The sequence below is a fragment of the Mesorhizobium sp. M1A.F.Ca.IN.022.07.1.1 genome (genome assembly GCF_003997575.1).
Lineage (GTDB): Bacteria > Pseudomonadota > Alphaproteobacteria > Rhizobiales > Rhizobiaceae > Mesorhizobium.
In genome coordinates this window covers 1-7,955 of record NZ_RZST01000282.1, presented here as the reverse complement: position 1 = coordinate 7,955, position 7,955 = coordinate 1, and the positions used below count along the sequence as shown (strand labels likewise).

At 61.1% G+C, this 7,955-nt stretch carries 9 protein-coding genes, 1 tRNA gene and 1 pseudogene; 4 read left to right on the top strand and 7 right to left on the bottom strand.

Translation table 11 applies throughout. The features are described from left to right. From EOA75_RS24870 to EOA75_RS24855, 4 genes and pseudogenes are all read right to left on the bottom strand, one after another. Positions 1–527 (bottom strand): annotated as a pseudogene (locus EOA75_RS24870) (DNA polymerase III subunit delta'); the annotation flags it as partial. After that, positions 524–1,198 (bottom strand): dTMP kinase, encoded by a 675-nt coding sequence (gene tmk, locus EOA75_RS24865; protein ID WP_127248207.1) that lies wholly within the window; start codon positions 1,196–1,198, stop codon positions 524–526. The pseudogene EOA75_RS24870 and the gene tmk, both read right to left, overlap by 4 nt. A 72-nt stretch (positions 1,199–1,270) precedes the next feature. Further along, complete coding sequence (locus EOA75_RS24860; protein ID WP_095825413.1) at positions 1,271–2,449, bottom strand: D-alanyl-D-alanine carboxypeptidase family protein; 1,179 nt, start codon at positions 2,447–2,449, stop codon at positions 1,271–1,273. Positions 2,450–2,532: 83 nt separating this feature from the next. Then, on the bottom strand, positions 2,533–3,801 hold the full coding sequence (locus EOA75_RS24855) for a septal ring lytic transglycosylase RlpA family protein (protein ID WP_127325402.1): 1,269 nt from the start codon (positions 3,799–3,801) through the stop codon (positions 2,533–2,535). Between the two features lie 781 nt (positions 3,802–4,582). Between EOA75_RS24855 and EOA75_RS24850 the strand changes: the two genes are divergently transcribed. The 3 genes from EOA75_RS24850 to EOA75_RS24840 all read left to right on the top strand — a co-directional run bounded on the left by EOA75_RS24850 (position 4,583) and on the right by EOA75_RS24840 (position 5,650). Further along, positions 4,583–4,672: transfer RNA gene (locus tag EOA75_RS24850), tRNA-Ser, on the top strand. A gap of 213 nt (positions 4,673–4,885) precedes the next feature. Further along, complete coding sequence (locus EOA75_RS24845) at positions 4,886–5,095, top strand: hypothetical protein (protein ID WP_127325401.1); 210 nt, start codon at positions 4,886–4,888, stop codon at positions 5,093–5,095. 9 nt (positions 5,096–5,104) lie between these two features. After that, positions 5,105–5,650: a hypothetical protein gene (locus EOA75_RS24840; protein ID WP_127325400.1), complete on the top strand. Its 546-nt coding sequence runs from the start codon at positions 5,105–5,107 to the stop codon at positions 5,648–5,650. 140 nt (positions 5,651–5,790) lie between these two features. On the opposite strand, the gene EOA75_RS24835 is transcribed toward EOA75_RS24840, so the two are convergent. Both EOA75_RS24835 and EOA75_RS35820 read right to left on the bottom strand, forming a co-directional pair. Then, complete coding sequence (locus EOA75_RS24835; protein ID WP_127325399.1) at positions 5,791–6,675, bottom strand: hypothetical protein; 885 nt, start codon at positions 6,673–6,675, stop codon at positions 5,791–5,793. A gap of 63 nt (positions 6,676–6,738) precedes the next feature. After that, positions 6,739–7,005 carry a hypothetical protein gene (locus EOA75_RS35820; RefSeq protein WP_164747540.1) on the bottom strand — a complete coding sequence of 89 codons (267 nt, stop codon included), beginning with the start codon at positions 7,003–7,005 and terminating at the stop codon, positions 6,739–6,741. Between the two features lie 113 nt (positions 7,006–7,118). On the opposite strand from EOA75_RS35820, the gene EOA75_RS24825 reads away from it, so the two are divergent. Beyond that, positions 7,119–7,562, top strand: coding sequence for a MucR family transcriptional regulator (locus tag EOA75_RS24825; RefSeq protein ID WP_127325397.1), 444 nt, complete (start codon positions 7,119–7,121; stop codon positions 7,560–7,562). 4 nt (positions 7,563–7,566) lie between these two features. Here EOA75_RS24825 and EOA75_RS24820 read toward each other — a convergent pair. Continuing rightward, the coding region (locus tag EOA75_RS24820) for a DUF983 domain-containing protein (protein ID WP_127325396.1) at positions 7,567–7,955 on the bottom strand (389 nt) is incomplete at its 5' end.

Sequence of the window (7,955 nt, the reverse complement as noted above, 5' to 3'; positions counted from 1 at the left end):
ATGAACAGGGTGCGCGCCGGAGGCTCTTCAAGATTCTTGAGCAAGGCATTGGCGGCATTGGTGTTCATGTCGTCGGCCGGATCGACGATGACGACGCGGTAGCTGCCGTCATGCGAGGTCATCGACAGGAGGCGGCTGACCTTGCGTATCTCGTCGACGGTTAGCACCGTCTTGAAGCTTTTGGTCTTGTCGTTGGCCGGACGGGTGAGATGCAGCACCGAAGGATGCGCGCCGGTAGCGATCTGGCGAAACAGCGACGAGGCCGGATCTGGAACGGCCAGCGCTTCGGGCGCAGCCGCAAAATTGGGATGTCTGAGAAGGTGGTGCGCCAGGTGGAAGGCGAGCGTGGCCTTGCCGATGCCGTGCGGCCCGGCGAGGATTAGCGCATGCGGCAGCTTGCCGGCGCGGTAAGCGGTGGCAAGCATGCCCGCCGTCTGCACGTGGCCGATCAGTCGCGACGTTTCCGACGGCTCGGGAACGCCGTCAAGCGTGTCGTGCTGTTCGGGGGCGATGCGTTCGAAGATCATGCCGGCGCCGTCTGCTTCCTTTGCACCGGCATCCGCTTTTCCAGCACCGCGAACACGGCCGCGGTGACGACGTTTTCCACCGTTTCGGGATCGGCCGACGCATCGATCACAATGCAGCGGTCCGGCTCCGCCTCGGCGATCGCCAGGAAAGCCTCCCGCCGGCGCTGGTGGATGGCCAAAGTCTCCTTCTCGAAGCGATCGGCGCTGTCGCCGGCGCCGCGCCGTGCCGCCGCGCGCTTCAGACCTTCGGCCGGATCGATGTCGAAGATCAGCGTCATGTCGGGGACCATGCCGTTGATGGCGACCGCCTCCAGCGCTTCCATGAAATCCGGATCGAGCCCGCCGGTGACGCCCTGATAGACGCGCGAGGAATCGATGAAACGGTCGCAAAGCACGATCGTGCCGCGCTCGACCGCCGGCCGGATCACTTGCTCGACATGGTCGGAGCGTGCGGCGGCGAAGAGGATCGCCTCCATCTTCGGGCCGAAGGGCTCGGCGGCCCCGGACAGAAGCACATGTCTCACCGCCTCGGCGCCCGGCGAGCCGCCTGGCTCGCGTGTCACCAGAACCTCGTATTTCTTGGCGCGCATGCGCCGTGCCAGCCGCTCGATCTGCGTCGACTTGCCGGCTCCTTCGCCGCCTTCGAAGGTGATGAAAAATCCGCTCGCCAATCGTGAATGCCTTCGCCCGTGCTGGCCGCTGTCATAGCTCCCGTCCGGCAAAAGGTCCACGAGCCTGCCCGATCACAAATGTTTCTGACGCAGCCAGCCGACAGCCAGTTCCTTGGCGGCGTCAAGCGCACGCTGCGGCAACGTCCCGACCTTCACCGCCTCGGCGGCGAAAAGCGGCGTTCGCTGGCTGAGCGTGTCGCCTATCCAAACGCGCAGCTCCCCGACCGGTTGCCCCTCCTCCACCGGCGCCGCCACCGGACCGTCATAGACAATTCTGGCGGTCAGCTTGTCGCGGTTGGTTATCGGCAGAAAGATGTCCACCGGGCCCTTGGCTTTCAAGGCCACGCCGGATTTGGCGCCGCCGAACACTTCGGCTTCGCCGACGACCTCGTCCTTGGCGAAGATCTCCGTCTTCTGGAAGGAGCGCGACCCCCAGTCTAGCAGCTTGCGCGCCTCCTCGGAGCGTTCCCGGTCGCTCGCCAGACCGCTCAGCGCCGCGATCACCCGAATGCCGTTGTGGCTGACCGTGCCGACAATGCCGAAGCCGGCGGACTCGCTCGCCCCGGCCACGAAGCCGTCGGCATCGATGCCCATGGCCAAAAGCGGATTGCGGTTCCGCTGGGAGATCTTGTTCCAGGTGAAGTCGGGCTGGCCGTAGTAGTGGAAGAACTCCGGATAGTCGCGCCAGATGTGCAGTGCCAGCATCGTGAGCTCCCGCACTGTCGTCTGCTGGCCATCTGCCGGCAGCCCGGTCGAATTGACGAAGGTCGATTTCGAGAGACCAAGCTCGCGGGCACGCTCCGTCATCTGCGCGGCGAAATTCGCCTCCGAGCCTGCCATGCCTTCGGCAAGCACGATGCAGCCGTCATTGGCGGCCTGCACGGTCACGCCCTGGATCAGATCCTCGACACGGACCGCCGATTTGAGCTTGGCAAACATCGTCGAGGTGCCCGACGGCGCGCCGCCGGTGCGCCAGGCGTTTTCGCTGACCACGAAAGTATCGTCGAGCGTGATCCGCTTCGATTTGATGGCGTTGAAGACCACCTCCATCGTCATCAGCTTGGCCATCGAAGCCGGCGGGATCGGCTTGTCGGCATCCTTGGCGAAAAGCACCGTGCCGGTGTCGGCGTCGATCATGAAGGCCTGGGCCGCCTTGGTCTCGAAAAGCTGCGCACCGGCCGGGGCTGCCCAAAGCAGTATCAGCGCCAGGCCTAGTAATCCGGCGAAAGGCTGAAAGATGCGGAACTGCATGAAATATCGACCCATTTAGCCGTGCTGGCGTCGATAAGTTATCAGGGTTCTTTCCGCCGGATCAACGGCGCGCGCGAAATTGATCAGTTTCGCACAACCAATGCGTCCGGCGCGCCGTGCGACCAGGCCGCCTGCAGCAGGTCGTCGATGCTGCTATGGCCATCCGGATAGAGGTTGACCGCGTACCAGTCGTTGCCGTCGAGCTCGGTGCGCTGGATTTCAGTCCTGCCGAACGGCTCGAGCGCCGCCGCCACGCGGTTTGCCTGCGCCGCATTGTCAAAGGAGCCGGCGGCCACATAATCGGAGGCCGGCGTCTGTTCCTGGCCGTTCGACTTCTTCCACGACTGCAGGATGTCGGCCGGCGACATGCCGCTGCCGTCGAGGGCGGCAAAGACGTCGGCGCTATTGACGCGCTCATCCGCGTAGGACAGCGACGCCATGGCAAAGGGCGAGTTCGGCGGCAGCCTGAACTGCGGCCGCTCCGGCACGATCGGCCCGAAATCCGGCAGCACGACTTCGCTGGCGCCCTGCGCCTGCCTTGACATCGCCGGTTGCGCGGCAGGCTGCTCCGACAGACCCGACTGCGTGGCAAAAGCCTGCCCAGAACTGGTCAGCTGGCCGGGGAACGGCACGGCCGCTGGAGGTGCATCGCTCATCGACAGGCTGGGCGACGGGCCGTTCATGGCCACCATCACGCCCGTCGGCAGGCCGTCGGACGGATCGGGCCGCCTGCTGCCGGGACGGTAGGAAGCCATCAGATACTGGTCGTCATTGCCGTCGAGAGGCGCCCGGCCGACATATTCGACCTTCACCCTTGCCGTGCCGACCTTGCCATAGTCGAGCATTTGCGCGGCACGTTCCGAGACGTCGATGATGCGGCCCTCGTGATATGGGCCGCGGTCGTTGACGCGGACGATAATCGAACTGCCGGTCTCGAGATTAGTGACGCGTGCATAGCTCGGCAGCGGCATTGTCGGGTGCGCCGCCGTCAGTTGCATCGTGTCATAGACTTCGCCATTGGCGGTCAGCCGGCCGTGGAAGGCATCGCCATACCAGGAAGCCAGGCCAACCTTGGCGTACTTCTTATCTTCCTTGGGATAGTACCACCTGCCGCGCACCTGGTACGGCTTGCCGAGCTGGTCGCGGCCGCCGCCGCGCCGCATGAAGGCAACGCGCGGGCTCGCCTTCACGCCATATTCGGACTCGGCGAAATATTCCTTGGAGCGCGGCCGCTTGTCGACCATGCCTTTCGGTTGCGGCGTCGACGTACAGCCGGCAAGCAGCACCGCCGAGAGGGCGCACAGCACGAAGGCAGGAGCGCGACGAAGACGCGGGCGCGCCGAGGTCTGCATGTTTTCGATTGTCCCCTACAGTCTCGCCGCCATCAATCGGAGCCAAGCGCCCCGAACGCAGCAACACCTTGATCCCCAATCTCTTTGTGCACAGGAAATGTTTATCACGATGTTAATCGATTATGGCCGGAACCGGGCGAGATTATGGCGGGGAAAAAACTGCCATCGAGGGTGAGCATTGCGTGGGATGAGCGCCGGATGGAGGGGCAGCTTTTTGGAGGGGGACTTCCATTTCCAACCGGCGCTCACAGCGCTGGAATTGCCCGCGCCAACCAGGAGTTTAGCATGGGCGTCCGCAAGGCCTGCCTAGATCGAACGGATGAACTCGGTTCATCCATATGCGCAACGTTTCACGGCCAAGTTCGAGATGCTTTCGCGCGTTGCCGTCGGGCTGGACAAGAAGACGCCCACCACGTTCTCCGTAGCGGGCGCTAGTTCGGGAGGAAGTGAGAGACGCTTGCGGTCTGGGTCGTCCCCTTGCCCGCTAAGGACGGTACGCCTCGTTTGGCTGGATAATAAGCGCGCCAGGGTTGAGCCGCCGCATATTCTGGTTGCGTGACATTTTCGCCACAGACATAAAAGTGCCCGGCCAACCGGGCAGCCGGGCAATGCATCGTCTGTCCCGACCGCAGGAAGGCACGTCGCGGTGGTTGACGCAGCCCTGACCGCCGCACTACAGCAATGAAGCGCTAACCGGTCGCAAATGCCTCGGCGTCAATTTTGCGCCGACCATTGAAAATTGACCGATAGCGACGATCGTAAGTGGTTGAAAGACCATGCTGGAGGGATGGCCGAGCGGTTTAAGGCACCGGTCTTGAAAACCGGCGTGGGCGCAAGCTCACCGTGGGTTCGAATCCCACTCCCTCCGCCAGTTTTTTGCGCAAGCAATTGAAAACGCTTTACTTTTGTAGAGTCCAGTCTTCAATTCATAACCTGATTCATAACTCGTTCAGTTGATGCAGACAAACAAAGCCTGCTACGAGGAAGCGAAGCGGCCCCAGCGACCGCGGCATAACATTGCGAATCAAAGGCCGCGTTGCATACCATAAAGCGTAGCAGCATGTTCTCGACGCAGGGGTCTCGAATGACCGCACTGGGGCTCCAGCAAATATCCCCGGAACTTTGGAAGATGCCTCAGCCGCTGGGGAATTATGCTGGCGAGCTGCTCAAGCGCGGTCGATCATATCACCAGGCGTTCCAGATTCTTGCCGAGCGCAGCGCCGTCTTGGCGCAACTCCAGTTCGCAGCCGACACACAGCACCTGCGCGGCAGCAAGATCCAGTGGAGCGACTAGGAGCACGACATGACCGCCGAACTGGCCGTGTCTATTGTGGCGCTGATTGTTTCGATAATAGCGCTTGGGATGTCCGTTTTCTTTTGGCGGCGCCAGTTCCGACCAATCGTAACGGCGATGGTTCAGACCCATCATGGCGGGAATGACGGCATCGCCTATAACCTCGTCGTGCTGAATTCAGGCTCGATTCCAGCGAGGAACATCAGATTGGTGGTGCGCGACCAGGCAGCGCTAGAAGCCGCCCTCGGTGCCGGTGCCGATGCAGAGACGCGAGGCTATTGGCTTGCCTGCTTCGAGCCTTCAATGGTGATCCGCCTCCTACAAAACGGTGCCCAGACAACGTGCTCTTTTGGGCTAACACACAGAATACCGAAAAAGAGCTTTTGGAAGGCTCAAGCGGAATTTCCGATTCAAATCGAATATGAAGGCTGGTTTGGCGAGAGATACCGCGACGATCCGCCGAACATCCTGCAGATCGCCGATAGCGACAGTTTCACGGGCGGCATGTGGGGCCCGGTGAAGAACGATTCTGGAGGGCGAGTAGATCTCCACTGAATAGGCCCGGCCACCTAAACAGCCGGGCCTCCTCCGATCAGATGGTCACAAGTCGGAGTATTTCATGAGGTTGAGTCCCCGCCGCCGTCATCATGGCCCTCGGTAGCGGGAGGTGGAATCGTTCCCATACTCCGCGGGAATCATCGTCCATCGGGAAGTGGCGAGGAAATCTTTGCCCCCTCGCCGGCTAGACGACGAATGTCCGCCGCAATGGAAGCGTACGCCTCGTTTGCATTGGCAAAATCTTCCAGCCTCAGCGTGTCGCTCGCCCTAAGCTTCACCATCATGCCGTCGATGGTATGTGCGGGTACTGCGAAAATGCTCATTCCGATCTGCCACTCGTGATCACAGGCAGCATTGAACTCCGCTTCCTCTACGTTATAGCCAAGTAGACGGTTCTGCTCTGCGAGCCTCTCGCAAAATCGATCCCATTCGGCCTTTACCAAATCCCGCTCCCGATCCACTTGCTCTTGCCAAGCCGCGACCGGTGCCGGGCGCCATTGGTCATGCTTAAGATCTGCTACGGTAGCCTTCTGCAGCGCCGATTGATGTATTTCCGAGAGGTCGTCCGGCATTGCTGGCGCCTTCCAGTCGTGAGGATGAAGCGGCCGAGGACCGGCTGCCTTTTCAGCTTTCTTGCTCTTCCTGCTCTGGGAACGCTCAATTTTCTTCAAGCGAGCAGAGGCGACCTCCATTTCGCTTTCGAGCCGGAACAGTTCAGCATCAGGATGCTCGCCGATCCGTGCGGTCAGGGCACCGGAAGTCGGCGTTTCGCCTGCATGCGCCTCTTGGGCGCTAACCACTACGGCCAAGGCCGCAGTGGCAGCCGCTGAAGACGCCAGAAGGGCGCGGCGATCGACATGCTGGTTCATGAAACTCTCCTGTACAAACTTTTCAGTGGCGGGGGCGTATTTCGCACGCGAAGACCAGCGCATCAGCAGGTTACGTACAAAGCCATTCGGCTGGGGATTGTGGGGATAATCGGACACGCCTCCGACGGCTGCCCGAACAAGTTTGTTCGGCATTTGACTTCTCCCGTTTCTGGTGATCAGAACTGATTTACTATGTCTGATAACCTAAAGCGGGGATTAGAGGTTGTCAACGGCTTTCTGGGTATGGTAACTAGAAATCGCAATTCTGAGAGGCATAGAATGCTCACAACCGGAAATCAACTCAAAGCCGCCCGCGCACTGATCGGGATTGAGCAAAAGGACGTAGCCGACCTTGCTGGCGTAAACGTCAATACAATTAGGAGCATGGAAGCCGCCGGTGCCGGACCAATCGCCGGCCGAGCGCAGAACGTCCAGGGTGTGCAGCGGGTGCTTGAGGCCCGCGGGGTTGAGTTCCTCAACCACGGTCGCCCAGGCGTTCAACTCCGGCAGAAGTAGATGCGTTGGCGTGTTGTCAGAGTTGCAGTACACGACCTGCGAGGGGTGGGCTTTAGATTCGGATATTAGGAGTGAAAATCTTGGACGAACAGAACGAATCCCAAAACGTCGATCTAGTCAGCCTAACCGCAGACATAGTATCGGCCTACGTGGCCAAAAACGCCCTCCCCGTTTCAGGGCTGCCCGACCTCATCGCTTCTATCCATACCTCGCTGTACGGCATTCGCCAGGCCCCTGCCGTCGGGCAACCCGAACAGGAGCCTGCGGTCAATCCGAAGCGTTCCGTATCTTCCGATCACATCGTCTGTCTGGAGGACGGGAAGAGGTTTAAGTCGCTGAAGCGGCACCTGTCGACCGACCATGGCCTGACCCCGGACGAATATCGGGCCAAATGGGGTCTGAAGCCGGACTACCCGATGGTGGCGCCGAACTACGCGGAGCAGCGATCAGCATTGGCAAAGGCGAGCGGGCTGGGGCGGAAACCTGTGGCCAAGCCGGCGAAACCGGCCGCCAAGCGGAAATAGAGCGCTACAGGTCCTCTGCTCCACGACGACGCTCGGCCTGTTGGGCATGAAATTCGCGATCGATCGAACCCTCTTGGGCCTTGTGAAAATACTGAGAGCAGACGAGCCAACCCTTGAGAGGCCGAAGTAGGAAGACGCACGCGCCAACTGTGAGGGGCAGCGTGGTCACGACATGAACCCAATACGGCGGGTTGAAGCCGAGTTGGAGCCACAAAGCGAAAGCCAGGGCGGGGAACGCCACAACGGACATCGAAAAGAAGGCGGGCCCATCGGCCGGATCCGCAAAGGAATAATCGAGGCCGCAGACCTCGCATTGCGGCGCAAGCGTCAGGAACCCGGAAAACAGATGCCCTTGCTGACAGCGGGGGCATAGACCGCGCGCACCAGTAAGCG